The organism is Rhodobacter calidifons (assembly GCF_011174775.1).
In the GTDB taxonomy this organism is placed as follows: Bacteria; Pseudomonadota; Alphaproteobacteria; order Rhodobacterales; family Rhodobacteraceae; genus Tabrizicola; species Tabrizicola calidifons.
The window spans coordinates 107636-131729 of the sequence record NZ_JAANHS010000003.1; the positions used below are offsets into that span (position 1 = coordinate 107636).

Sequence of the window (24094 nt, forward strand, 5' to 3'; positions counted from 1 at the left end):
TGTCCCTCAGGCCCCGCCGCCAAGGTCGAGGCTGTTGATATACTTGCGCCCCGCGTCCAGCGCGGCGGTCACCGCCTCCTGGACGCTCAGGTCGCGCGACTTGGCCAGCTTGATCAGCATCGGCAGATTCGCGCCATAAAGAATGCGCCGCCCCGAGGCCGCACAGGCCGGCAGCGACAGGTTCGAGGGCGAGCCGCCGAACATGTCCGTCACCAGCACCACCCCGTGCCCGGTATCGACATCATCGGCGGCCGCGCAGATTTCCGCCTGCTTGGCGCTGCGGTCATGGTCGTCCTCGATGGAAATGGCCCGCACCCCATGCTGGCGGCCCACCACGTGTTCCACCGCCGAGAGATACTCTCGCGCCAGACCGCCATGTGCCACGATCACGATTCCGATCAAGCGCTTGCCACTTTCGTTGCGTCCGGCTGCACGGTGGCCGCCTTGCGTTCCAGTTCCCGATGCCGTTTTGACACCGGCCAGCCGGCTTCCGCAAGCGCGGAACCGACCATTTCCGCCATGGCAACCGACCGATGTTGCCCTCCGGTGCAGCCGAACCCGATGGCGAGATGCGCCTTGCCCTCATCGACATGGGCCGGAAGGAGAAACAGGAGAAGCTCGCTCACCTTCCGATAGAATTCGGCAAAGCGCGGATCGGCGCGGACGAAGGATTCGACCGCCGGGTCGCGGCCGTCCAGCGGGCGCAGCGCCGGCTGCCAGTGGGGATTCGCCAGGAACCGGCAGTCGAAGATCATGTCCATGCCGCGCGGCACCCCGCGCTTGTAGCTGAAGGACTGCACCGAGACCGACAGCCGCCCGCCCGTCCCCGCATCGAACAGACGGGTGATTTCCGCCTTCAGGTCGTGCTGGGTCAGCTCGGTGGTGTCGATCAGATGGTCGGCCCGCACCCGGATCGGGGCCAGAAGGTCGATCTCCCGCTCCACCCCCTGCGCCGGGGTTTCGTTCGGGGCCAGCGGATGCCGGCGGCGGGTTTCGGAAAAGCGCTGGATCAGCACCCCTGGCGCGCAGTCCAGATACAGCACCTCAAGCCCGACCTTCGGGTCGCGGGTCAGCTTGTCGATCAGCTCGATCAGCGCGGTCGCGTTGAAATCGCGGTTGCGCACGTCCAGCCCCAGCGCGATGGGGCGGCCCAGCGGCGTGCCCTCGACCAGGCGCGGCACCAGCGACAGCGGGATGTTGTCGATGCCCTCGTAGCCCAGATCCTCCAGCACCCGGATCGCGGTCGTCCGCCCGGCGCCCGAGGGGCCGGTCACGAAGACAAGGTGATGATCCGTCACGAGATCTGGCATCTGGCGGGGTTCCGGGGCGGTCATGCCTCGCGTCCATGACGAAGATAAAGCATCAGCGCCTCTGGAAAATGGTCTTTCTGCACGTGCAGGACAAGGGCGAGGGGAACTCCCGCGATCGTGACCGTGCGGCGCGGCGGCAGGCGCTCGCTCTCCTGCCGGCCCAGGTCGGCCACCAGGCCGATGTCGGCTGACCGCACGGACGGCACGCGCAGAAGCCCCACGCCCCGCGCCTCGATCACGCCGGTCAGATCCGGGTTCGGACAGCTGGCCCGCAGGCGCCCGGCTTCGGCCGTCACCCGGGTCCGGTCGTCCGATACAAGCGCCGCGCCCAGCGCGATCAGCCGCAGCGCCAGCGACGATTTCCCCGCCCCGGAAGGCCCAAGGATCAAGAGCCCCCGGTTGTCGACCGCCACGCAGGTTGCGTGCAGAAGAATGCTGTCCGTGGTCACACCGGCAGGCCGACGACGAACCGCGCGCCCAGCGGGTCCGAGGTCGGATCGGCCGCCGTCGGGCGGATGTTCTCGGCCCAGATCACCCCGCCATGCGCTTCGACGATCTGCTTGGAAATCGCCAGGCCAAGGCCCGAGTGCTTGCCGAACTCGGATTGCGGGCGTTCGGAATAGAACCGCTTGAACACCTTGGTCAGCGCCTGTTCCGGGATGCCCGGGCCGGTGTCTTCCACCACGATCAGCACCCGGTTTTCCCGCCTGCGCGCCCAGACGCGGACCGCATCGCCATCCTCGCAGAACGAAATCGCGTTGGTCACCAGGTTCACGAAGACCTGCGCCAGCCGCGCCTCCAGCCCGTGGATCACGATCGGGTCCGGCGGCAGGTCGATGATGAAATCCACCCCCTTCTCGCCCGCCTGCTGGCTCAGATACTGGCAGAGGTTGGACAGGGTCTTGAGCAGGTTGAACTCTTCCTCCTCCTCCTTCACCAGCTCCGAATCCAGCCGCGAGGCGTTCGAGATATCGCTGACCAGCCGGTCCAGACGCCGCACGTCATGCTCGATCACATCCAGCAGCTTGTCGCGGTGTTCGTCCTTCTTCACGAACCGCAACGACCCCACCGCCGACCGCAAGCTGGCCAGCGGGTTCTTGATCTCATGCGCGACATCCGCCGCGAACTGCTCGTTGGCGTCGATCCGGTCATACAGCGCCGACACCATCCCCCGCATGGCCACCGACAACCGCCCGATCTCATCGGGGCGCGCGGCAAGGTCGGGGATGCGGACGCGGGACGGCGCCACCCGGCGCGAGTCGCGGTCGCGGCCCACTTCGGCGGCGGCGGCAAGGTCCGAGAGCGGGTTCGAGATGGTCGAGGCCAGCATCAGGCTCAGGCTGATCGACAGCACCACCGCCAGCAGGAACATCTGCAACACCTGCTCGCGTTCATAGCGCACCAGGCGGTCGATCTCCTGGCTGTTCGAGGTGATCGCGACCACGCCGACCAGATCGCCGGCCACGTTGATCGGCGTGGCCACGGTGAAATACATGCTGCCTTCGCCGTTGCGGGTGACGCGGGTCACGACGTCCCCGCCCCGCGCGCCCTCGAAGGCGGCGCGGGCGTTGTCGGCGGGGTTGATCGTCTCGGTCACATCGGGCCGCCCCTGCCGGAACAGGACGGTCACAAGATCCCAGACGTTCTCCAGGAAATCGGTCAGGAAGGTCGGCTGAGCCGGGTTCGGCACCAGCGTTCCGGTCCCCTGCCCCACGCGCGACGCCAGAAGCTGGCCGGTCGGATCGAAGACGAAGACCTCAAGCACCGGGTCCAGTTCGATGTCCTGCAAGGGCACACGGAAGTCGAAGCCGGTGTTGCCGGTCCGCAGATGCGCCTCGTAGACCGAGGCGATCAGTTCCGCCTGCCGCACCATGCCCAGTTGGCGCTGCAAGGCCAGGCTGTCGCGGAAGGGGTTCATGAACAGAACCCCCACGGCCAGCAGGACGAGGGCCGTCAGGTTGAAGACGATGATCTTGCGCGCCAGCGGCGAGCGGTTCAGCCCGACGATGCTGCGGCCGCCACGGCCTTCCTTCAGCCGTTCGACAGTGGCATCGGGCGATACCCAGTCCTCGCCCAGCAGAACGTCACCCGACCGCTTGGGCCGGACGTCATTGGGGTTGAGCCTGGGGGCCGAGGTCATGTCAGGCGGCCGTCACTCTTCGTTGTAACGGTAGCCGATGCCATACAGCGTCTCGATGGCCGAAAACGTTTCATCCACCGAGCGCATCTTCTTGCGCAGCCGCTTGATGTGGCTGTCGATGGTCCGATCGTCGACATAGACCTGATCGTCATAGGCCACGTCCATCAGCTGGTCGCGGCTTTTCACGAAGCCCGGCCGCTGCGCCAGGGCCTGCAACAGCAGGAACTCGGTCACCGTCAGCGCGACCTCCTTGCCCTTCCAGGTCACCGAATGGCGCAGGGGGTCCATGCGCAGGTTGCCCCGCACCATCATCCGCGACTCTTCGGTGGCCGCCGCCTCGCCGGTATTGATCGCCTCCTGCCGGCGCAGCAGCGCGCGGATGCGTTCCACCAGCAGGCGCTGGCTGAAGGGCTTCTTCACATAATCGTCCGCGCCCATGCGCAGACCCAGCACCTCGTCGATCTCGTCATCCTTCGAGGTCAGGAAGATCACCGGGATCGAGGTCTTCTGCCGCATCCGCTGCAACAGGTCCATCCCGTCCATCCGCGGCATCTTTATGTCCAGGACAGCCATGTCGGGCATCCGGCGGCTGAAGGCCTCGAACGCGGATTGACCGTCGTTGTAGGTCTCGACCTCGAACCCTTCGGCTTCCAGGGTCATCGCGACCGAGGTCAGGATATTCCGGTCATCGTCGACCAGGGCGATGCGGGACATCTTCGTGCCTCCCTATACTGCTGCTGCCTTGTCCTTATTTTCCAAGCATTTTCAGGGCTGACACCGCGATAATCAACAGAAATCCGAATCACCCCCGAAACAATGGCCCGACTGGTGACAATTTCGCCCATGCCGGCGACAATTTCGCAACCATTCCGGATTTGCCGGGCGATGGTGGCGCTAACGGCGGAATGATTGCGCTAACTGTTTGAAATCACGCTATTCCCGTGCGAAAATCCCATGCTATAGGCCCATTATGGCCGGCCCCCGCCGGGGCTTGTCACGGCATTCATTGGCCCGGGTGCCGACGCATTTGAACCGCCACATGTCGCTTGTGGCAAAGGGAGCTTGCAGGATGATCCACGGTCGCGTGAACCCCAACCAGACACTTGAACACCTCGGCATCACGGGTGCGGCGGTCGCCCACTACAACTATGTCGAGGCGGCTCTGGTCGAGGCGGCGGTCACGCGGGGCGAGGGTCGTCTGGGCCGCGGCGGGGCGTTTCTCTGCTCCACCGGCCAGTTCACCGGCCGCTCGCCGAAGGACAAGTTCGTCGTCCGCACGGCCACGACCGAAGACACGATCTGGTGGGACAACAACGCCGCGATGACGCCGGACGCCTACGCCCGCCTGAAAGCCGACATGCTGGCGCATGTTCACGGGCGCGAGGTTTTCGTGCAGGACCTCTACGCCGGGGCCGACCCGATCCACCGGCTTGACGTCCGCGTGGTGACGGAACTCGCCTGGCACAGCCTCTTCATCCGCCATCTCCTCCGCCGCCCCGCGCGTGAGGAACTGGACGGCTTCACCCCCGAATGGACGGTCATCAACCTGCCGTCCTTCAAGGCCGACCCCGCGCGCCACGGCACCCGCACGGAAACCGCCATCGTCCTGAACTTCGACGAAAAGACGGTGCTGATCGCCAACACCGCCTATGCGGGCGAAAACAAGAAGGCGGTGTTCACCGTCCTCAACTACCTTCTGCCGGAAAAGGGCGTGATGGCAATGCATTGCAGCGCCAACCACGCCATCGGCAACCCGGTCGATGCCGCCGTGTTCTTCGGCCTCTCGGGCACCGGCAAGACCACGCTTTCGGCCAGCCCCGACCGCACGCTGATCGGCGATGACGAACACGGCTGGTCCGACCGCGGCATCTTCAACTTCGAGGGCGGCTGCTACGCCAAGACCATCGACCTGTCCCCCGAGGCCGAGCCCGAGATCTACGCCACCACCCACCGCTTCGGCACCGTGGTGGAAAACATGGTCTATGACCCCGAGACGCTGGAACTGGACTTTTCCAACCGCAGCCTCACCGAAAACACCCGCTGCGCCTACCCGCTCGAAGCGATTTCGAACGCCAGCGCCACCGGCCTCGGCGGCCATCCGCGCCATGTGGTGATGCTGACCTGCGACGCTTTCGGCGTGTTGCCCCCCATCGCGCGCCTTTCCCCCGCGCAGGCGATGTACCACTTCCTCTCCGGCTTCACCTCCAAGGCCGCCGGGACGGAACGCGGCGTGACCGAGCCCACGCCCACCTTCTCCACCTGCTTCGGCGCCCCCTTCATGCCGCGCCGGCCCGAGGTCTACGGCAAGCTGCTGCAACAGAAGATCGCCAGGCACGGTGCCTCGTGCTGGCTGGTCAACACCGGCTGGACCGGCGGGGCCTATGGCACGGGCCGCCGGATGCCGATCAAGGCGACGCGGGCGCTGCTTGCGGCGGCGCTGGACGGCTCGCTGGCCAATGCCAGCTTCCGCAAGGATCCGAACTTCGGCTTCGAGGTGCCGGTGGAGGTGCCGGGCGTCGATGCCGCCCTTCTCGACCCGCGCCGCACCTGGGCCGATCCGGCCGCCTACGACGCACAGGCCGCGAAGCTTGTGGCCATGTTCCAGAAGAACTTTGCCCAGTATGTGCCCTTCATCGACGCCGATGTGAAGGCCGCGGCTATCGGCTAAGGAACGCCTCGTCCTGCGCCTTCAGCTTCTCCTCGGTGGCCCCCAGCGAGGAGAAGCGCAGCGCACGACGAGCGGTCACACCAGCGCCAGCCGCACCATGTTCAGCCCCGTCACGACCAGCAGCGCTTGCGTCCAGCGCCGGAACCGCGCCTGGTTCAGCCGGTCCTGCACCCAATAGCCCGCGTAAAGCCCCGCCAGCGCCGGAACCGACAGCGCCGCCGAAAATCCCAGGCTCGCGCCGTTCGCCACCCCGGTCCCCAGATGCGAGACCAAGAGCGCCACCGCTCCGATCAGGAACACCACCCCCTGTGCCCGGATCATCGTCAGCTTGTCCGCCCCCGTGGACAGCAGAAGCACCAGAAGCGGCGGCCCCCAGATGCCCGACACGCCCCCATACAACCCGCCGATCACCCCCAGCCCCCATTCGGCCCTTACCCGGTTCCGCACCGGGATCGCCAGGCTGCGCCCGGCCAGTTGCAGCGCCGCGAAGGCCGAGATCGGCACCCCCAGCATCAAGAGATACAGCCAGCGCGGGATCGCCTCGGCGAAAGGTGCGGAAACCGCGATGAACACCACCGTCGCCAGCAGGAACCGCCGGTAGGTCCGCGCCGTCTCGACCGCAGGACCGATCCCCTGCCGGAAGGCCTGCGACAGGTTGGTCGCCAGCGTCGGCAGGATCAGCCCGGCCAGGGCCATGTCCTGCGGCAGGAACACCGCAAAGGCCGAAACCAGGATCATCGGCATCGCAAAGCCCACCGCGCCCTTCACGAAGCCCGCGAACAGCGTCACCGCCAGCGCCGCCGCGAAGGCCTGCCCGGACAACCCGCCAGAGACCAGATCGAACATGACTTGCCCTTTCCCGCCCCTTGTGGCGCAGTCCTTGCACAGGGAAAAGACCCGGAGATGACATGCGACCCGCCCTGTTGCTTGTGCTGACGCTTGCGACCCCGCTGCGGGCCGAGCCCGCCCCCCCGCAGGTCGCGCCAGAAGTCGCCAGCCTGACCGCCGGCGTCTTCTGTGCCCTGCACGCCATGGACCAGCGCCCCGCCCCCGGCACCTTGTCGGGCTGGATCCATGTCCCCGACGGCCCGATCGACTTTCACTGGCCCGACACCCGCATCGTCCCGGCGCAGATCGGGCTGGCCTTCGGCGTCAGGTCGCGGCTGCAACCCGGCATCTTCCGCGACGGCGAGATGCGCGTCTTCCGGCCCGGCAGCACCACCCCCGAAACCTGGGAGTCCGGCTTCTCCGACACGGGAGAGCAGATCGCCTTCTTCCGCTTCGACCGCGAGGACGAGCTTCTGCCCGGCCTCTGGCGCTTCGAGGCCTGGGCGGATGGCGAACGCCTTTACGCCATCGCCTTCGAAGTCGTCCCCGCCGCGGCCCTACCTGACATGGCGCAGGCTTGCGGCGCCATCTCGTGAGACCGGCTGCGACATTTTCGGTCTCATCCGAAATCATGATTGAAATCTTGTTGCGCCGCCGCTGCGAAGGCGTTACCCCTTCGCAGGTGCAGAATCTTGCTGGAGCCGACCCATGCCCGACGGACAGCCCATGACCGAAAGCCCGATCCTTTCCGACCTCCAGGCGCTGACCAGGGCCGCCCTGCCCGAGGTCGAGGCGCTGTTCGCCACGGCCCGCGACGGGCTGAAGGCGCAGGTCTCGGCGGGCGGCAAGGTGTCCAACCAGGCGCTCGAGGCGCGGCAGTATCAGGCGCATGCGCTGGCCTGGCTTGCGACCTATGTCGAGGCGCTGCGCCAGCTTGACGCCTGGGCGGGTCGGCTGACCGAAGCCGGCCAGTTCGGCCGGATGGAGGCGCTGATCCTCCAGATCAGCTTCGGCGAATACCTGGCCCAGATCGCGGGCGGCATCCCGATGAGCCAGACCGAATTCGCCCGGCTGTCCGACCTCGGCCTCGCCTACACGCCCGGCCCCGCCGCCGCACGGCTGATGGCCGAGGGCAACACGGCCGACGCCCGCCACGCGCTGGTCGGCCTCATGCGCGACAACCACGGGCGGGCGACCTTCGGGGCCACCGGCCTTGACGAGGACCTGGAGATGATCCGCGACCAGTTCCGTCGCTACTCGGACGAAAAGGTCATTCCCGTCGCGCATGACTGGCACCTGAAGGACGAGCTGATCCCGATGGAGGTGATCAACGAGCTGGCCGAACTGGGCGTCTTCGGCCTGACCATCCCCGAGGCCTACGGCGGGCTCGGCCTGTCGAAGGCCTCGATGGTCGTGGTGTCCGAGGAACTCTCGCGCGGCTATATCGGCGTGGGCTCGCTTGGCACAAGGTCGGAGATCGCGGCGGAACTGATCCTTTGCGGCGGGACGGAAGAGCAGAAGCAGAAATGGCTTCCCGGCCTTGCCAGCGGGGCCATCCTGCCCACCGCCGTCTTCACCGAACCGAACACCGGCTCGGACCTCGGCGCGCTGCGGACCCGGGCCAGGAAGGATGGCGACGACTGGATCATCACCGGCAACAAGACCTGGATCACCCATGCCGCCCGCACCCATGTGATGACCGTGCTGGCGCGCAGCGTCGAGGGCACCACCGACTATCGCGGCCTGTCAATGTTCCTGGCCGAAAAGACCCCCGGCACGGACGAGACTCCTTTCGTCGATCCCGGCCTTTCGGGCGGCGAGATCGAGGTCCTGGGCTATCGCGGCATGAAGGAATACACCGTCAACTTCGACGATTTCCGGGTGAAGGGCGAGAATCTTCTGGGCCAGGTCGAGGGCCAGGGCTTCAAGCAGCTGATGCAGACCTTCGAATCCGCCCGCATCCAGACCGGCGCGCGCGCCATCGGCGTTGCGCAGGCGGCGCTGGAGACCGGCCTGCAATATGCCGAGGACCGCAAGCAGTTCGGCCGCGCGTTGATCGAATTCCCGCGCATCGAATCCAAGCTGGCCATGATGGCGGTAGAGATCATGATCGCGCGCCAGCTGACCTATTTCTCGGCCTGGCAGAAGGACCATGACAAGCGCTGCGACCTCGAGGCCGGGATGGCCAAGCTGCTGGGCGCCCGCGTCGCCTGGGCCGCGGCCGACAACGCCTTGCAGATCCACGGCGGCAACGGTTTCGCGCTGGAATACCGCATCAGCCGCATCCTCTGCGACGCGCGCATCCTGAACATCTTCGAAGGCGCGGCCGAGATCCAGGCGACCGTGATCGCCCGGCGTCTCTTGGAGTGACCGCTTGCTTTCACGCCCGCTGACCCTAAGCTTTGACCAGGGCGTTGCAGGGGGTGGGCATGGATGTTGTGCTCTTGACCGGGGCTTCCGGCTTCATTGCCAAGCACGTCGCCCTCAGACTGCTGAACGCGGGCTACAACGTCCGGGGCACGCTGCGTCGGCTGGACCGCGCCGCCGAGGTGCAGGCCGCGGTGCAACCCTATCTGACCGAATCCGCGGGACGGCTGAGCCTGGTCCAGGCGGACCTTGAATCCGACGCGGGCTGGGCCGAGGCGATGTCCGGCGCCGCGGCGCTGGTGCATACCGCCTCGCCCTTCCCCATCGCCCAGCCGAAGGATCCCGCCGTCCTCCTGCGCCCGGCGGTCGAGGGCACCGAGCGGGTGCTGAAGGCCGCCGCCGCCGCCGGGGTCACGCGGGTCGTCCTGACCTCTTCGACGGTGGCGGTGCTGAACGGGTCGAAGCCGGACACGCTGCACGACGAGGCCGACTGGTGCGACGTGCACCTGCCTTCGACCACGCCCTATGCCCGGTCCAAGACGCTTGCCGAACGCGCCGCCTGGGAGATCGCCAGGGCGCGCGGGCTGAAGCTGACCACGATCAACCCCGGCCTGGTCCTGGGCCCGCCCCTGGACGAACATTACGGCGCTTCGCTTGGTCTGGTCGAACGGCTGCTCCGGGGGAAAGATCCTATGCTGCCGGCCATGGGCTTTCCCGTCGTCGATGTCCGCGACGTGGCCGAGATGCACCTGCGCGCCCTGCAAAGGCCGGCAACCGAGGGGCGCCGCTACCTCGCCGCCTCGGGCTCGATGGCCTTCGTGGACATGGGGCGCACGCTGAAGGCCGCCTACCCGACCCGCCGCATCCCGACGCGCGAGGCGCCCAATGCGCTGGTCCGCTTCCTTGCGCTGTTCGATCCCGAAATCCGGTCGATCCTGCCCAGGCTCGGGCATCTGGAACGGGTGTCGAACGCCCGCGCGGTCAGCGAAATGGGGATGGAGTTCATCGCCCCCAAGGCCGCGCTGCTGGCTGCGGCCGACTGGCTGGTCAGGCACGGCAGGGTCGGGGCCTGAAGCGACCGGCCCGAGGCTCCTCCTGCGCCTTCGGCTTCTCGTCGCGCGCCAACCGGCCAGCGACGAAAGGTCAAGACCATCGAGAAGCGGGTTCAGGCGACAGCCCCGCCGCGCGAGGGCCGCGTGACCCCCAGCCGCGGGTGCAACCGGCCCGCCACGGCCCAGGACGCCACCAGCCCCACCCCCGCCGCGATGAAGATCCCCGGCAGCGGCGCCACCCACAGCACCAGCCAGGCCATGCCCGGGGTCACGATGGACGACACGTCCCGGAAGCTGGAATAGACCGCCGACATCTCGTTGCGTTCCGACGGCTTGACCGACATCAGGAAGGGCAGGCCTCCCACCACGTCCAGCGTGACCAGGAAGATCGACGCCGCCATGACCAGCGCAACCGTGACCCCGGGCAGGAAGGCCAGAAGGCCCGCCGCCAGGAACAGGGCGCCACAGGCGCCGAAGGCCAGCCGCACCGACCGGCGCACCGACAGGCGGCGGGCCAGCCGGTTCAGCGCGGGGGCGGCGAAAAGCGTCGCGTTGGTGATCGACAGGGCGATGCCGCCCACCTTGTCGCCCTGGCCCGCCTCGATGCAGAAGATCGGCAGATAGACCACATAGACCCACCAGCCGCAGGACCGCATCACCGCGAACATCCAGCCCGCGATCAGCCGCGGCTGGCTGAAGAAGCGCCCCAGATAGCCCAGCGGATTGACCGCCGGTCGCCTGGCGCGCGCGATCTGCTTGCCGTTGCCCAGCCGCAGCACCCAGAAGCTGACCAGCAGAACCGCCGCGAATGCGCCCGAGGCCAGGAAGGGCAGCGCATGGCCCTGATGGTACAGCCAGACCCCCGCCATCGGCCCGATGGCCCAGGGGGCGGCGGCATAGACCATCTGGGTGGACTGACTGCGGCCCAGATCCTCGCGTTCCACATAGTCCAGGACATAGGCGTTCAGGCAGACGAAGATCGTCACCGTCGCCATGGCATTGCAGATCAGCGCCAGCGGCACCGACCAGATCGTGCCCATCGCCCCCAGCGCATTGCCCGCCAGATACAGGCCGACGCCCCCCGTATAGACCCAGCGCCTTGGCACCAGGCGGGTCGCCCAGGGCACCATCAGCCCCCAGATCAGCGCCACGATGCCCGAGATGAAAAACACCACCGAGGTTGTCTGCGCATCGCCCAGCGCATCGTAGACCACCAGCGGCATGGTCGAGATCATCACGCCCCGGATCGAGGCATCAAGGCCCGACAGCAGCGCGAAATGCTCGATCCGCGGGGTCGGGCTGTGGCGCAACGCCAGCGGAATGTAACGGTTGGCCATGCGGCAGCTTGGACCTGCGGCCCCGGCTTCCGTCTGTCACAAAGGCGACACATGCTGTCGGTTCAGACCCGCCGCGCGATCAGCTCTGCCAGCCGCGACCGCGCCTCGGGCAGCGGCCGGTCCTGCAACACGGGCCGCAGGCCCCGGTCGAGGAAATGGCCGGTCAGCCTCAGCCCCTGGATCAGTTCGTCCGGATCCATCGGTCCGCTGCCCGTCAGCCCCGGCGGCAGCGGCAACAGCCGCTCGGCCCAGGGGCCCGCTGCCGCGCGCGTGACCGCGCGTCCCGTCTTCGGACTGACGAAGGCCAGCCCCGCCCTCGCCCCGGTGACGGCACAGGCGCCCAGATCAAGGCCAAAGCCCAGCTCCTCCAGCAGCAGGAGTTCCCAGCGCAGGTAGGTCGCGGTCCAGCCCGCCTCTCCCAGGGCATCGAACAGCGCCAGCGTCGGCCGCCACAGCCCCGGATGCGGTTCGCGTTCCGGCAGCGCGGCGCGCAAGAGCGCGCAGGCCGACAGCAGCCCCGCCAGCGCCAGCCGGTCTCCCAGAAGATGCGCCCGGCTCCGGACCGGCTCGACCGTGAAGACCCCCAGATGCTCGTCCAGCCGCGCGCGCCAGTCCAGCCGCACGCCGCTTCCCGGTTGCAGGACGGGCGCCATCCGGCGCGAGGCGCCACCGCGCACCACGCCCGCATGCCGGCCATGCCCGGCCGTCAGCACCTCGATGATCGCAGCGGTCTCGCCATGCGGGCGCATGGCCAGGATCACGCCCTCGTCGCGCCAGTCCATGCGCCGACTATCCCCTGCGCGCGCCAGTCCCGCAAGGCCGGTCCTGACCGCGCCCCCCGTGCCGGTCTCCCGGCAGCCGCCGCCCGCGCCGGGCCGCGCCTTGCCGATGCGACCGCGCATGATATGCTGCCGCATGCCTGCGACTACCCCCCTCGCCCGCGGCCTTGCGACCGCGACGGCCCTCGTCGCCCTGGTCGCGCTGGCCATGCAGCTGTGGATTGCCGCGACGGCTGCGAACCGCCCGCCCGGGATGGCGGCCTGGTGGTGGCTTGCGGGCTATTTCACCATCCTGACGAACCTCGCGGTGGCCGCGCTCATGGGCCGGATCGCACTCGGCTCGGGGCTCTCCGCGCGGGTCCAGGGGGGCCTGGTGCTGTCGATCCTGATGGTCGGTCTGGTCTATCACGCGCTCCTTGCCCGGCTCTGGGCTCCCCGGGGCCTTGCCTGGTGGACGGACCAGGCCCTGCACAGCGCCACGCCGCTTCTGACCCTGGTCTGGTGGCTGGGCTTCGGCGACCGGCGCGTCGGGCTTCACGATCTGCCCGTCTGGCTGGGTTGGCCGGCGCTCTATGCGGTCTATGCGCTGCTGCGCGGTGCAGCGACCGGCTTCTGGCCCTATCCCTTCCTCGATGCCGACCGGCTGGGCTGGGCCGAGGTCGCCGGAAACCTCGCCGGCATGGTTCTGGCCTTCGCTGCCCTCGGCCTCGTGCTGATCGCGCTCGCCCGCGTCTCAGTCCGATAGACCTTCCTCATCCAGAAGCGTCCGCCCCCGCCGATCCTCCAGCTCGATCACCCAGAGGTCCGGGTCACGGCTCCGGGTCCGCGCGACCAGGGCGTCCACCTCCGCCTCCGGCCCCTCGGCCAGCAGGAACCAGGCCCGCGCCCCGGTCATCAGGTCCGACCGCCGCTCATAGGCCCGCGCCGTCCCGTCCAGCAGCGCCACCTTCACCACCACGGCGCCCGCCTCGGCATCGCCCTTCGCGGTGACATAGGCCGGAATGTCGGCCAGCCGCAGCCGCGCAAGATAGGCCGAGACCCAGACCCCCGAGGCAAGCCGCGCGCTCATGCAGCTTGCTCACGTCCCAAATACTCCCGCCGGAGGCTCCGACGCCGCCACCCGCGCGCCATCTGCCATCCGGGACCAAATTCCTTCGCAGGAATTTGCCCGAATTCCGCAAGGAATTCGGCGCCCTCAGGCATCGCCGTCGCTGAAGTCCAGCCCCATCTCGGAATAGCGCTCCGGCTCGTCCAGCCAGTTCGGCCGCACCTTGACCTGAAGGAACAGGTGCACCGTCCGCCCCAGAAACGCGGCGATCTCCGCCCGCGCCGCCTGACCGATAGCCTTGATCGTCTCGCCCCTGTTGCCCAGGACGATCCCCTTGTGCCCGTCCCGCGCCACGTAGATCACCTGGTCGATCCGGGTCGATCCGTCGGGCTTGTCCTCCCATTTCTCGGTCTCGACGGTCAGCTGATAGGGCAGCTCCTCATGCAGCCGCAGCGTCAGCTTCTCGCGCGTCATCTCGGCCGCGATCATCCGCATCGGCAGGTCGGCGATCTGGTCCTCGGGATAGAACCAGGGCCCCTCGGGCAGGGTCGCCCCCAGCCAGTCGCGCAAGTCGTCCACGCCATGCCCGCGCTCGGCGCTGATCATGAAGGTCCTGGCAAAGGGGAAGGCCCGGTTCGCCTCCTCGGCCAGCGCCAAGAGCGTCTCGGCCTTCACCCGGTCGATCTTGTTGATCGCCAGCGCCACGGGCTTGCCCTGCGGCATCTCGTCGCGCAGACGCTCGATGATCGCCTGCGCCCCCTCGGTCAGCCCCCGATGCGCCTCGATCAGAAGCACGATCACATCCGCATCCGAGGCCCCGCCCCAGGCCGCCTTGACCATGCTGCGATCCAGTCGCCGCCGCGGCCGGAAGATGCCGGGCGTGTCCACGAAGACGATCTGCGCCTCCCCCGCCATCGCGATCCCCCGGATCCGCGCCCGCGTCGTCTGCACCTTGTGCGTGACGATACTGACCTTCGCTCCTACCATCCGGTTCAGAAGCGTGGACTTGCCGGCGTTCGGCTCTCCGATCAGGGCAACAAAGCCCGCGCGTGTGGTCATGTGGTGGCAACCCTTTCCTCAAGCCGTCCCCATAGGCGAAAGCCGGGAAAAAGGCCAGTTGGCAATCGACATGGCCTGAAAACCTCCTCGCGCAGGTCGCCCAGACGTCGGTGCGCACAGCGAGGAGAGCACGACGTGCTCGACGAGCGGCCGTTCAGCCCTCCCGCTCCAGCCGCTCCAGAAGCGCCCTTGCCGCCGCCTGTTCCGCCACGCGCTTCGACCCCGCCGTGGCCTCGGCCGTCTCGCCGCTGGCCAGCACCACGCGCACGGTGAACTGCGGCGCGTGATCGGGACCGGAGCGTCCCGTCTCCTCATAGGCCGGCGGCGGCATGCCCCTGCCTTGCGCCCATTCCTGCAAGCTGGTCTTGGCATCCCGCGCATCGGGCTCCACCGCCGCGATGCGGGCGCCCCACAGCCGCAGGACCAGCGCCCGGGCCGCCTCGAAGCCCGCATCCTGGTAGACCGCCGCGATCACCGCCTCCATCGCGTCGCCCAGTAAAGCCTCCTTCCGGCGGCCCCCGGTCAGCATCTCGGACCGGCCCAGCTTCAGCACCTCGCCCAGGCCCACCTCGCGCGCGACATCGGCGCAGGTCTCCTTGCGCACCAAAGCGTTGAACCGGGGCGCCAGCTGCCCCTCGCGCGCCTGCGGATCGGCGGCCAGCAGCGCCTCGGCCATGACCAGGCCCAGCACCCGGTCGCCCAGAAACTCCAGCCGCTGGTTGTCGGGCCGGGTCGCGGTCCCGATGGAGGCATGCGTCACCGCGCGCAACAGCAGGTCGGGCTGACGAAACCTGTGCCCCAACCGGCCCTGAAGGGCCAGAAGGTCCGCCGACAGCCTCACCCCGCCCGCCTCACTCGATCGCCTTGAAGAACCGGTCGGGGCGCCAGGTCCAGACATAGAACAGGCTGCGCCCGGCCGAAGAGAACATCACGCGGTCCGCCCGGCCGATCAGGTACTGTGCCGGAAGATAGCCCACCCCGCCCGTCGCCTGGCTGAACCGGCTGTCGGTGGAGTTGTCGCGGTTGTCGCCCATCACGAAGTAGTGCCCGGGCGGAACGGTGAAGACATCGGTGTTGTCGCCCGGTCCGTTGGCGTCGATGTTCAGGACATGGTGGCTACGCCCCCCGGGCAGGGTCTCGATCGACCGGGATTTCTTGCAGATGCCGCCTTCGCCCACCGCCCCGTTCTCGCAGCGCGGGCGGTTGCGCATCGGGCCCTGGGCTTCGTAGATCTCTTCGAACACGCCATCGGGGGTCTGCGGCGCCTCGACCCCGTTGATGAACAGCACGCCGTTCTGCATCTGGATCCTGTCGCCCGGCAGACCGATCAGCCGCTTGATGTAATCGGTCCCGGCGGTCGGATGCCGGAACACCACCACATCGCCGCGTTCCGGCTCGGATCCCAGGAAGCGGTCCTCGAAGGGGCAGAGGCTGATCGTGGTGAAGGGGATCTCGCAGGAATAGCGCGAATAGCCGTAGGCCATCTTGTTCACGAACAGGAAGTCGCCGATCAAGAGCGTGTCCTTCATCGACTCCGACGGGATCCAGAACGGCTGGAAGAACACCGACCGGAAGCCGATGGCGATGACCAGCGCCCAGAAGACCGTCTTGATCGTCTCGACGATGCCGCCATCGCCCTTGTCCCTGCTCGCCATTCTCTGTCCTGCCTCATCCGGTTCGCCGCTTCTTGCGCGCAAGCGCGGGGCGAAGTCAAGGCAACCGGCCGTGACCGCGCGGCCGGGACGCAAGGGCCGGGGCCTGGCCTACACCCTGTCCGCAACCGGCCTTGCCTCGATCACCACGAAAGCCTGCGCCCAGGGGTGGTCGTCGGTCAGGGAGACATGGATCACCGCCTCATGGCCCGTGGGCGTCATCGCGCGCAGCCGGTCGGCCGCCCAGCCCGTGACATGCATCACCGGCTGGCCCGACCGCAGGTTCGTGACCGCCATGTCGCGCCAAGAGATCCCCATGCGCAGCCCCGTCCCCAGCGCCTTGGAGCAGGCCTCCTTCGCCGCCCAGCGTTTCGCATAGGTCGCCGCCACCGCCCGCGCCCGGCTTTCGGCCTTCTTCTGCTCGGCCTCGGTGAAGACCCGGTCCCTGAAACGATCGCCATGGCGGGCCAGCACCGCCTCGATCCGCTCGATGTTGCACAGATCGCTGCCGATCCCGAGGATCATCAGATGATCCCGCGCGCCAGATCCATCCTGCGGCGCATTTCCTCGATTGCCGGGCCCAGGCCGCGGAAGATCGCCTCGCCCACCAGGAAATGCCCGATGTTCAGCTCCATCAGCTCCGGGATCGCGGCGATGGGTTCCACGTTTTCATAGGTCAGCCCATGCCCGGCATGGACCTCAAGCCCCAGACTTGCGGCGAACTCGGCCCCCGACCGCAGCGCGGCAAGCTCCCGCTCGGCCAGCGCGGTTTCGCCATCGGCCAGAAGGTCCGAGTATAGCCCCGTATGCAGCTCCACCACCGCCGCGCCGATGCGCGCGCACGCCTCGATCTGGCGGGGGTCGTGGCTGACGAACATCGACACCCGGCAGCCGGCCTCGCGCAGGGGGGCGATGAAATCGGCCAGCCGGCTCTGGTCGCCGGCCACGTCGAGGCCGCCCTCGGTCGTGCGCTCCTCGCGCTTTTCGGGGACCAGGCAGACGGCATGGGGCCGGTGGCGCAATACGATGGCCTGCATTTCCGCCGTCGCGGCACATTCGAAATTCAGCGGCACCGCCAAGGCCGCCATCAGCGCGTCGATGTCGCTGTCGCGGATGTGGCGGCGATCCTCGCGCAGATGCGCGGTGATCCCGTCCGCTCCCGCCGTCTCGGCCAAGAGGGCCGCGCGCAGCGGGTCAGGCCAGGCCGCGCCGCGCGCATTCCGCACGGTCGCCACATGGTCGATGTTCACCCCAAGCCGCAGCCTGCCGCCGTTCCGCATTGCCATCGTCTGTCGCCTTCCTTCAGATTCTGCCGCCAGTCTAGGGGGTTCTCGGGGCGTCGTCATCGGCTTCCTCGCCGCCCCTTTCGTTGCGCAGCTTCAGCTTCGCCGCAGCTTCGGCCAGCTTGGCCCGCATCTTGCTGCGCCGTTCGGCCCGTTCGTGGGCAGTGGCGGCGCGGGCCTTCTGATAGGCCTCGACCAGCGGGATCGTGACATAGTATGCGGCTGTACTGATCACGATGGCCGGGCCAAGTGCGCCGATGAACCAGGGCAGGTAGATCTCGTTCCAGAACTGGATCAGCCCGTCCCACTGCGCCTTTTCCGGCCCGAACAGGGACATGAAGTTGAACCACAGGTCATGGCCCGCGTTTTCCAGCGCGCTCCAGATGTACGTGAAGTTCAAAGGCGCCTCGATCCCCAGGATCCAGTGCCCCAGCCAGACCGAAAAGACGGTGAAGGGCGGCGTGGTCAGCGGATTGGTGTTGAAGGTGCCCAGCAGGGCCGCCAGCACATTGCCGCGCATGAGACGCGCCATGCCCCAGGCGGCCAGGAACTGCATCCCCGGCAGGGGCAGGAAGCCGATGAAGAAGCCGGCAAAGACCCCGCGCGCCACCCGGTGCGGCTGGTCGGGCAGGCGCCGCATCCGGTAGATCACATAGCGCGTCGCGCGCTTGAAGCCCGAGCGCGGATAGACCTGCTCGCGCAGCCAGGCGCCCCATGGCATCGGATCCCTGCGCTTGAAAACCAACTGACTGCCTCTTCGACCCGATTAAGCCCGTTCTGCTGTCCTATGGCCGCCGTGTCAAATCCCGATGACGCGATATCTGCGCCACGTCGGTTTCGGCTTCCAGTGCGGTCATGACCATGTGCAGATGCTCAACATCCCGCAGGTCCACGTCAACAATGAGGCGATAGAAGTCCGGTTTCCGGTCGGTAAAGCGCAGGTCGCTGATATTGGCCTTCTGCTCGCCGATCAGCGTGCAGATGCGCCCCAGGACGCCCGCATCGTTGGAAATGGTCAGGTCCAGGCTGACCGTGAACACCGGCTTGTGGCGGCCCGAATGCCAGTGCAGATCGACCCAGCGCGAGGTCTGGTCCTCGAACTCTTCCAGCGCGGGGCAGTCGATGGCATGGACCACCACGCCCTGACCCCGGTAGGTGATTCCCACGATCCGCTCTCCCGGCACCGGCTGGCAGCAGTTCGCCCGCCGGAAGGCCTGATCCGCCGTCAGCCCGGCGACCGGGCGGCCGGAATCCACTTCCTCGGCCACCGCCTGCGCCAGTTCGGGATACAGCGTCTCCACCACCCGCCGCGCCGGCAGTTCGGCCGACCCGACCCGCGCCAGAAGGTCGTTCTCGTCCGAGAGCCCCAGCATCTTGGCTGCCGTGCGCAGGGCCTTGTCGGTGGCCTTCTTGCCGACATGGTCGAAGGCCGCCCGCGCCAGCTCCTGGCCCAGCTTGACGAACCGCCCCCGGTCCTCCTCACGCAGACTGCGCCGGATCGCCGCCTTGGCCCGCCCCGTCGTCACGATGTCGATCCAGCTGGCCTGAGGCCGCTGCCCTTCCGCCGTGATGATCTCGACCGACTGGCCGTTCTTCAGCCGCGTCCACAGCGGCACCCGGATGCCGTCGATCTTGGCCGAGACGCAGGAATTGCCGATCCGGGTATGGATCGCATAGGCGAAATCCAGCGGAGTCGCCCCGCGCGGCAACTGGATCACGTCGCCCTTCGGCGTGAAGCAGAAGACCTGGTCGGAATACATCTCCAGCTTGACGTGCTCCAGGAACTCGTCGGTGTCGCCCTCGTCCAGCCGTTCGGTCAGCGCCGCGATCCACTTGGCCGGGTCCACCGCAAAGGGGTTCACCGCGCGCACGCCCTCACGATAGGACCAATGCGCCGCAACGCCTGCCTCGGCCACCTCGTGCATCTCGCGCGTGCGGATCTGCACCTCGACCCGCTTGCCGTCGCGGCCAGAAACCGTGGTGTGGATCGACCGATAGCCGTTGTTCTTCGGCTGGCTGATGTAATCCTTGAACCGCCCCGGCACCGCGCGCCAGCGCTGGTGGATCACGCCCAGAATCCGGTAGCAATCCGCGACCGAGGAACAGATCACCCGGAACCCGTAGATGTCGGACAGCCGGCTGAAGGCCAGGTCCTTCTCCTGCATCTTGCGCCAGATGCTGTAGGGCTTCTTCGCGCGCCCGAACACATCCGCCTCGATCCGCGCCTTTTCAAGCTCGTGCCGGATGTCGCCGCTGATCTGGTGGATCACATCCCCGGTTTCGCGCTGAAGCGTCAGGAACCGCCGCATGATCGAGTTGCGCGCCTCGGGGTTCAGGACCTTGAAGGCCAGATCCTCCAGCTCCTCGCGCATCCACTGCATGCCCATCCGCCCGGCCAGCGGAGCGTAGATCTCCATCGTCTCGCGCGCCTTCTGGGCCTGCTTTTCCGGGCTCATCGACCGGATCGTGCGCATGTTGTGCAGACGGTCGGCCAGTTTCACCAGGATCACCCGCAGGTCGCGGCTCATCGCCATGAACAGCTTGCGGAAATTCTCGGCCTGCTGGCTTTCGGTGCTGGACAGTTGCAGGTTCGTCAGCTTGGTCACGCCATCGACCAGCTCGGCCACTTCCTCGCCGAACTCGGCCGCCAGATCGGCATAGGTCGACCGCGTGTCCTCGATCGTGTCGTGCAGCAGCGCGGTGACGATCGTCGCATCATCCAGCCGCTGCTCGGTCAGGATCGCGGCCACGGCGACGGGATGGGTGAAATAGGGCTCGCCCGACTTGCGGAACTGGCCCTCGTGCATCTTCAGGCCGTAGGCATAGGCCCGGCGGATCAGGTCGGCATTGCACCGCGGGTTGTAGTTGCGGACCAGGGCGATGAGGTCTTCGACGTCGATCATCACCGCCCCGCTTCGCTGGGCTAAAGGCCCGTCAGAACTCGCCCTGGGCTTCCATCAGCGCGCGCAGGAGCTTTTCCTCCGACATGTCGTCGGCCATCGGACGATCGATCTCGCCACCCATGAGCAGCGCCATCTGATCCTCTTCCGGCTCATCGACCTCGATCTGGGTCTGATAGCTTTCGATCATCCGCTCGCGCAGAACCTCGGCCGAAATCGCCTCTTCCGCGATCTCGCGCAGCGCGACGACCGGGTTCTTGTCGTTGTCGCGATCCACCAGGACAGGCGAGCCCGCAGCGATCTCGCGCGCCCGGTGGGCGGCCAGCATCACCAGCTCGAACCGGTTCGGAACCTTGTCAACGCAATCTTCGACCGTCACGCGGGCCATGGGCATACTCCAATCGGAAGCTTCGCTGGAAGACGCCTCTTTATGCCGGCGCGCCGGGCTTGACAAGCGGCAAAACAGGCAAATTCTCGTGGGTTTGTCACAGCGGACGCACCGCCGCGCGGTCGGCCTCGGGAAGGGCCGCCAGCATCTCGGCCACGGTGCGCCCGTCGCGCGGGTGGCGCCAGTCGGGCGCCAGATCGGCCAGAGGGACCAGCACGAAGGCCCGGTCCTGCATCCTCGGATGCGGCAGGATCAGCCGGTCGGGCGCCGCCCGGGCCTGCCTCTCGGGGGCCAGGCCGCGCCAGAAATCCTGCGTCGCGGCATCCGGCAGGACCGAATCGCCCAGCGCCAGAAGGTCGAGGTCAAGCGTCCGCATGCCCCAGCGACTGTCGCGCCGCCGACCGAATTTCGCTTCGACCCGGTGCAGGATCTCCAGAACTGACGTCGGGTCAGTTTCCTCATCCACCGCCAGAAGCAGCGCGCCGTTCACATAATCCGGCCCCGCACCGGCCGGAAAGCAGGGCGTGGCGTAGAACCGGCTAACCGCCGGAACCGAAACGCCTTCTTCCTCCAGCGCCCGGATCGCCCGGCGCAGGGTCACTTCCGGGGGATCGCCCTCGAATGGCAGGTTTGCGCCGATTGCAACCAAAGCGTGCATGGATTTCGCCTTCAGGAGAGATTATTTCCCAACTTCACTTGTCGAAAACCGGCCCGGACTGCTATTCAGAGACTGTCGGCCGCGCGACCGAAATTTTCGTCGTGCAGCATCCGGGGAGCACAGCATCCGCGCGGCGACATTGAGGGGAACATTGAATGTTTTACAAGGACGAACGGCTTGCGCTGTTCATTGATGGATCGAACCTTTACGCAGCCGCCAAGGCGCTTGGTTTCGACATCGACTACAAGCTGTTGCGGATGGAGTTCATGCGCCGGGGCAAGCTGCTTCGCGCCTTCTACTACACCGCGCTGCTGGAAAACGACGACTACTCGCCGATCCGCCCGCTGGTGGACTGGCTGCACTACAACGGCTTCACCATGCGCACGAAACCGGCCAAGGAATACACCGACAGCCAGGGGCGGCGGAAGGTGAAGGGCAACATGGACATCGAGCTTTGCGTCGATGCCATGGAACTGGCCCCGCGGCTGGACCATGTGGTGCTCTTCTCCGGCGACGGCGACTTCCGTCCGCTGGTGGAAAGCCTGCAACGTCAGGGGGTTCGGGTGTCGGTGGTGTCCACCATCCGCAGCCAGCCGCCGATGATCGCGGACGAACTCCGCCGCCAGGCCGACAACTTCATCGAGCTGGACGAGCTGCGCGAAGTCATCGGCCGCCCGCCGCGCGAACCGCGCCCCGTGACCGGCGAAGAGGTCGCGGTCGAGGCGAAGTGAGGTCAGGGATCACCGGGGCGGCTGGGGAGCGCCTGGTGATCGCAGCATGATCGCGCTGTCCGGCCTGTTCGTCGCGGCCTTCCTGGCTGCGACGCCGGTTCCGTTCCAGTCGGAAGTGGTGTTCCTCGGCCTTCAGGCTGCGGGATCAGAGACGTTCTGGCTGGTCGTTGTCGCCTCTGTCGGCAACACGCTTGGGTCCTGCGTGACCTATGGCCTTGGCCGCTGGCTCTCGGACCAGCGCAACCACCGCTGGTTTCCCTTGAAGCCCGCCCGGATGGCGCGGGCCGAAGGCTGGTGGGCGCGCTGGGGCCTGTGGCTGCTGCTGCTCAGCTGGGCGCCCTTCGGCGACATGATCGTGGCCCTGTCCGGGGTGCTGCGCGTGCCGTTCCCGGTGTTCCTCCTCCTCGTCGCCATCGCCAAGACGGGCCGCTACATCGCGCTGGGTTGGCTCGGGGCCGCAGCCTTCGGCGCCTGACCACACCGCTCGACGGCCCCCTTCGGGCCTCCTCGCTCGGGTCCCACCCGACGAGGAGACGAAGTCGAACGAGGAGGCGGACGAGAAGGCGTAGAAGTTAACCAATCCCTAACGCCCACAGCCAACCCCTTGAAATCCCTCACCTCGCAAATCGCGCCGCGCGCGGCGCTGGACGCGGCTGCCTTCACCCCTTAAACCTGTGCCCGACCCCTGCCGGAACCCGCCCCATGCCCGACCTGCCCCCCCTGACCCTCTCCCTCGCCGCCCCTCGCGGCTTTTGCGCCGGGGTGGACCGGGCGATCAAGATCGTCGAGATGGCCCTGCAGAAATGGGGCGCCCCCGTCTACGTCCGGCACGAGATCGTCCACAACAGGTTCGTGGTGGACGCCCTGAAGGCGAAAGGCGCGATCTTCGTCGAGGAACTGGCAGACTGCCCCACCGACCGCCCCGTGGTCTTCTCCGCTCACGGCGTCCCCAAATCCGTCCCCGCCGAGGCCGCCGCCCGGAACATGATCGCGGTGGACGCCACCTGCCCCCTCGTCACCAAGGTCCACAACGAAGCCGCCCGCCACCACGAGGCCGGGACCCAGATGATCTACATCGGCCACGCCGGCCACCCCGAGACCATCGGCACCATGGGCCAGCTCCCCCCGGGCGAGGTCCTGCTGGTCGAGACCGTCGAGGACGTGGCGAAGCTCACGGTCCGCGACCCTGCGAAACTCGCCTTCATCACCCAGACCACCCTCTCGGTCGATGACACCGCCGAGATCGCCGCCGCCCTGAAATCCCGCTTTCCCCTGATCCAGGCCCCCGCCCACGACGACATCTGCTACGCCACCACCAACCGCCAGGCCGCCGTCAAGGCGATGGCGCCGAAGATCGACGCCCTCCTCGTGATCGGCGCGCCCAATTCCTCGAACTCCCGACGCCTGGTCGAGGTCGGCACCGCCGCCGGCTGCCCCTATTCCATGCTGATCCAGCGCGCCGCCGACATCGACTGGCGCGCCCTCGAAGGCGTACGCGCCATCGGCCTGACCGCCGGGGCCAGCGCGCCGGAGATCCTCGTCACCGAAGTCATCGACGCCTTCCGCGCCCGCTACGATCTTACCCTCGATCTGGTGGAAACCGCCGTCGAGGACATCGAATTCAAGGTCCCCCGCATCCTGCGCGAGCCTGTCTGATGTTGCGTCGCCTCGCCCTCTTTCTCGCCCTGAGCCTGCCCGTCCAAGCCGACGAACTCGCCCAGGTCCTCGTCAACTATTGGACCAACAACGGCAGCCTTCCCCCGGAATATGCCTGGGAGACCAGCATTCTGATCCGCGAGGACGGGCAGCTGGAGCTGAAGCACTGCAAGGGATATGAGACGGAAGGCCCGGCCTGCAAACTGCGCCGCGCCAAGGTTCCCGAGGCCGCGCTGGA

Annotated in this window: 26 protein-coding genes; 8 read left to right on the plus strand and 18 right to left on the minus strand. The window is 67.5% G+C overall.

The features are described from left to right. Positions 1–6: 6 nt before the first annotated feature. From G8O29_RS05330 to G8O29_RS05350, 5 genes are read right to left on the minus strand one after another with little or no spacing between them, the layout of a single operon-like run. Positions 7–402: a PTS sugar transporter subunit IIA gene (locus tag G8O29_RS05330; protein ID WP_166402214.1), complete on the minus strand. Its 396-nt coding sequence runs from the start codon at positions 400–402 to the stop codon at positions 7–9. After that, positions 399–1310 carry an RNase adapter RapZ gene (gene rapZ / locus G8O29_RS05335; RefSeq protein ID WP_166402215.1) on the minus strand — a complete coding sequence of 304 codons (912 nt, stop codon included), beginning with the start codon at positions 1308–1310 and terminating at the stop codon, positions 399–401. Before rapZ ends, G8O29_RS05330 begins: the two co-directional genes overlap by 4 nt. A gap of 20 nt (positions 1311–1330) precedes the next feature. Beyond that, positions 1331–1759 carry an HPr kinase/phosphorylase gene (locus tag G8O29_RS05340; RefSeq protein WP_166402216.1) on the minus strand — a complete coding sequence of 143 codons (429 nt, stop codon included), beginning with the start codon at positions 1757–1759 and terminating at the stop codon, positions 1331–1333. Continuing rightward, on the minus strand, positions 1756–3450 hold the full coding sequence (locus G8O29_RS05345; RefSeq protein WP_166402217.1) for a sensor histidine kinase: 1695 nt from the start codon (positions 3448–3450) through the stop codon (positions 1756–1758). Before G8O29_RS05345 ends, G8O29_RS05340 begins: the two co-directional genes overlap by 4 nt. 12 nt (positions 3451–3462) lie before the next feature. Further along, entirely contained in the window at positions 3463–4164 is a 702-nt protein-coding gene (locus G8O29_RS05350) for a response regulator transcription factor (protein ID WP_166402218.1), read from the minus strand. 355 nt (positions 4165–4519) lie between these two features. Between G8O29_RS05350 and G8O29_RS05355 the strand changes: the two genes are divergently transcribed. Then, positions 4520–6118 carry a phosphoenolpyruvate carboxykinase gene (locus G8O29_RS05355; RefSeq protein ID WP_166402219.1) on the plus strand — a complete coding sequence of 533 codons (1599 nt, stop codon included), beginning with the start codon at positions 4520–4522 and terminating at the stop codon, positions 6116–6118. A 75-nt stretch (positions 6119–6193) separates the two neighbouring features. Here G8O29_RS05355 and G8O29_RS05360 read toward each other — a convergent pair whose 3' ends face one another. Then, a complete protein-coding gene (locus G8O29_RS05360) occupies positions 6194–6964 on the minus strand; it encodes a sulfite exporter TauE/SafE family protein (protein ID WP_166402220.1) in 771 nt (256 codons plus the stop codon). A 62-nt stretch (positions 6965–7026) separates the two neighbouring features. Between G8O29_RS05360 and G8O29_RS05365 the strand changes: the two genes are divergently transcribed. From G8O29_RS05365 to G8O29_RS05375, 3 genes are all read left to right on the plus strand, one after another. Continuing rightward, entirely contained in the window at positions 7027–7542 is a 516-nt protein-coding gene (locus tag G8O29_RS05365) for a DUF3859 domain-containing protein (protein ID WP_166402221.1), read from the plus strand. Positions 7543–7654: 112 nt separating this feature from the next. Continuing rightward, positions 7655–9316 carry an acyl-CoA dehydrogenase family protein gene (locus G8O29_RS05370; protein WP_166402222.1) on the plus strand — a complete coding sequence of 554 codons (1662 nt, stop codon included), beginning with the start codon at positions 7655–7657 and terminating at the stop codon, positions 9314–9316. A 59-nt stretch (positions 9317–9375) separates the two neighbouring features. Beyond that, a complete protein-coding gene (locus G8O29_RS05375) occupies positions 9376–10386 on the plus strand; it encodes an SDR family oxidoreductase (RefSeq protein WP_166402223.1) in 1011 nt (336 codons plus the stop codon). Positions 10387–10478: 92 nt separating this feature from the next. Here G8O29_RS05375 and G8O29_RS05380 read toward each other — a convergent pair whose 3' ends face one another. Then, a complete protein-coding gene (locus G8O29_RS05380; RefSeq protein WP_166402224.1) occupies positions 10479–11702 on the minus strand; it encodes an MFS transporter in 1224 nt (407 codons plus the stop codon). A 62-nt stretch (positions 11703–11764) separates the two neighbouring features. Beyond that, positions 11765–12484, minus strand: coding sequence for a DNA repair protein RecO (recO, locus tag G8O29_RS05385; protein WP_166402439.1), 720 nt, complete (start codon positions 12482–12484; stop codon positions 11765–11767). Positions 12485–12617: 133 nt separating this feature from the next. Here recO and G8O29_RS05390 point away from each other — a divergent pair, with 133 nt between their 5' ends. Further along, positions 12618–13226, plus strand: a complete 609-nt coding sequence (locus tag G8O29_RS05390; protein WP_166402225.1) for a Pr6Pr family membrane protein — start codon at positions 12618–12620, stop codon at positions 13224–13226. Here G8O29_RS05390 and G8O29_RS05395 read toward each other — a convergent pair. From G8O29_RS05395 to folK, 10 genes are all read right to left on the minus strand, one after another. Continuing rightward, complete coding sequence (locus G8O29_RS05395) at positions 13215–13550, minus strand: DUF1491 family protein (RefSeq protein WP_166402226.1); 336 nt, start codon at positions 13548–13550, stop codon at positions 13215–13217. The two genes, G8O29_RS05390 and G8O29_RS05395, sit on opposite strands and share 12 nt — an antisense overlap. A 126-nt stretch (positions 13551–13676) precedes the next feature. Then, a complete protein-coding gene (gene era / locus G8O29_RS05400) occupies positions 13677–14588 on the minus strand; it encodes a GTPase Era (RefSeq protein WP_166402227.1) in 912 nt (303 codons plus the stop codon). Positions 14589–14742: 154 nt separating this feature from the next. Further along, positions 14743–15429 carry a ribonuclease III gene (gene rnc, locus G8O29_RS05405; protein ID WP_166402228.1) on the minus strand — a complete coding sequence of 229 codons (687 nt, stop codon included), beginning with the start codon at positions 15427–15429 and terminating at the stop codon, positions 14743–14745. A gap of 10 nt (positions 15430–15439) precedes the next feature. Then, positions 15440–16243 carry a signal peptidase I gene (gene lepB, locus G8O29_RS05410; protein ID WP_166402229.1) on the minus strand — a complete coding sequence of 268 codons (804 nt, stop codon included), beginning with the start codon at positions 16241–16243 and terminating at the stop codon, positions 15440–15442. A 108-nt stretch (positions 16244–16351) separates the two neighbouring features. Further along, positions 16352–16765 (minus strand): holo-ACP synthase, encoded by a 414-nt coding sequence (acpS, locus tag G8O29_RS05415; protein ID WP_166402230.1) that lies wholly within the window; start codon positions 16763–16765, stop codon positions 16352–16354. Continuing rightward, entirely contained in the window at positions 16765–17520 is a 756-nt protein-coding gene (locus tag G8O29_RS05420; protein ID WP_166402440.1) for a pyridoxine 5'-phosphate synthase, read from the minus strand. The genes acpS and G8O29_RS05420 overlap by 1 nt, the downstream gene beginning before the upstream one ends. Positions 17521–17560: 40 nt before the next feature. Continuing rightward, positions 17561–18244 carry a DUF2062 domain-containing protein gene (locus G8O29_RS05425; RefSeq protein WP_242678911.1) on the minus strand — a complete coding sequence of 228 codons (684 nt, stop codon included), beginning with the start codon at positions 18242–18244 and terminating at the stop codon, positions 17561–17563. Positions 18245–18308: 64 nt separating this feature from the next. Beyond that, complete coding sequence (locus G8O29_RS05430; protein WP_166402232.1) at positions 18309–20426, minus strand: RelA/SpoT family protein; 2118 nt, start codon at positions 20424–20426, stop codon at positions 18309–18311. 31 nt (positions 20427–20457) lie between these two features. After that, on the minus strand, positions 20458–20811 hold the full coding sequence (rpoZ, locus tag G8O29_RS05435) for a DNA-directed RNA polymerase subunit omega (protein ID WP_128515841.1): 354 nt from the start codon (positions 20809–20811) through the stop codon (positions 20458–20460). A 97-nt stretch (positions 20812–20908) separates the two neighbouring features. Then, complete coding sequence (gene folK / locus G8O29_RS05440; RefSeq protein ID WP_166402233.1) at positions 20909–21469, minus strand: 2-amino-4-hydroxy-6-hydroxymethyldihydropteridine diphosphokinase; 561 nt, start codon at positions 21467–21469, stop codon at positions 20909–20911. A gap of 155 nt (positions 21470–21624) precedes the next feature. On the opposite strand from folK, the gene G8O29_RS05445 reads away from it, so the two are divergent. The 3 genes from G8O29_RS05445 (at position 21625) to ispH (ending at position 23856) form a co-directional block, all read left to right on the plus strand. Continuing rightward, on the plus strand, positions 21625–22200 hold the full coding sequence (locus G8O29_RS05445; protein ID WP_166402234.1) for a LabA-like NYN domain-containing protein: 576 nt from the start codon (positions 21625–21627) through the stop codon (positions 22198–22200). A 46-nt stretch (positions 22201–22246) separates the two neighbouring features. Further along, positions 22247–22675: a YqaA family protein gene (locus G8O29_RS05450; protein ID WP_166402235.1), complete on the plus strand. Its 429-nt coding sequence runs from the start codon at positions 22247–22249 to the stop codon at positions 22673–22675. Between the two features lie 227 nt (positions 22676–22902). Next, positions 22903–23856 carry a 4-hydroxy-3-methylbut-2-enyl diphosphate reductase gene (gene ispH, locus G8O29_RS05455; protein ID WP_166402236.1) on the plus strand — a complete coding sequence of 318 codons (954 nt, stop codon included), beginning with the start codon at positions 22903–22905 and terminating at the stop codon, positions 23854–23856. Positions 23857–24094: the final 238 nt, after the last annotated feature.